The following is a 1,206-nucleotide window of genomic DNA, read 5'->3' as shown; positions in this document are numbered from 1 at the left end:
AGTCAGCAGTCAGCAGTCAGCGGCTTGTCAACGCCTCCGGGCGTACCAGGTTCTCCGCGACCAGCAGCCCCTTCACCCGCTCCGACAACAGGCCCAGCTGCCGCAGCACATGGATCACCTGCTGGAACAGCAACTGCCGGTAGGTGGCCATCATCGGGTTGGTGCGGGCGAAGTGCAGCCCCTTGGCCACGTCGAGCTCCATCCGCTCCCACACCTCGCGGAGCATGAAGCGGCGTGACATCAGCCGGATGGACTCCAGCAGGAAGTCCTCGCGCTCACGCATTTCGGCCGAGGTCGCCTGCTCGTACATGCCGGTGAGGGAGGTGACGCCGAACGCGATGTGGCGGGCCTCGTCGCTCGCCACCATCTTGGTGATCTGCCGGATCAGCGGATCGCCGAAACCGCTGCTGGCGAGCCGGAGCCCGGTGATCGCCAGGCCCTCCATGACGACCTGCATACCGAGGTAGACGATGTCCCACCGGGACTCCGACAGCACATCGTGGAGCAGTGTCCCGAGCCCGGGGTTGACCGGGTAGACGGTGCCCAGCTTCTCGTCCATGTAGCGCGCGAAGGCCTCGACATGCCGCGCCTCGTCGGCGACCTGGGAGGCGGCGTAGGTCTTGGTGTCCATGTCGGGCACGGTCTCCACCAGCCGGGCCGTGGTCACCAGCGCGCCCTGCTCGCCGTGCAGGAACTGGCTGCACATCCAGGCCTGGTACTCCCAGCGGAACTGGGTGAGCAGTTCACGTGGCACGGGGCTGCCCTCGCCGACCACGAAGCCGGCGAGCCGCGCCCCGTTCTCCTCTGTCAGCTCGGCCCCGAACCGGACGTCGTGGTCCCAGTCGATATCGGTGGCGGCGTTCCACTGCCCGGCCTTGTTCTTCTCGTACAGGCGCCACACTCGGCTGTCGCGCTTGCCGTAGTCCCAGTTCAGGCACGCCTGGGTGAGGGATCCGACCTTCATCAGGTCCGCCGTCACGGCGTCCAGGACGAAGAAGGGCGAGTCGGCTGCCTCGTCAGGAGGAGCGGTCATGGAAGTGCGATCCCCTCGGGCACAAGGGCGGACGGTCGCCACGATCCTCACCGGGCCCGCCGACCACCGGCCAGGCAGGCCCGGGGGCAACTTCGCGGCAGACCGGTTGCCGGTGCCCGTGCCTGGTCCGGGCGCCGCCACCGGGCCACGATGGCCGCCGGGGCCACCGCCCC

The 1,206-nt window shown here is 68.7% G+C and carries 1 protein-coding gene; it reads right to left on the bottom strand.

The features are described 5' to 3' along the window. Positions 1–16: 16 nt before the first annotated feature. Positions 17–1,033 (bottom strand): ferritin-like domain-containing protein, encoded by a 1,017-nt coding sequence (locus CCN51_RS51220; protein ID WP_014181817.1) that lies wholly within the window; start codon positions 1,031–1,033, stop codon positions 17–19. Positions 1,034–1,206: the final 173 nt, after the last annotated feature.

It is taken from the genome of Streptomyces milbemycinicus (genome assembly GCF_002154605.1).
Classification (GTDB): Bacteria; Actinomycetota; Actinomycetes; order Streptomycetales; family Streptomycetaceae; genus Streptomyces; species Streptomyces milbemycinicus.
This window is presented reverse-complemented; position numbering and strand designations above follow the sequence as displayed.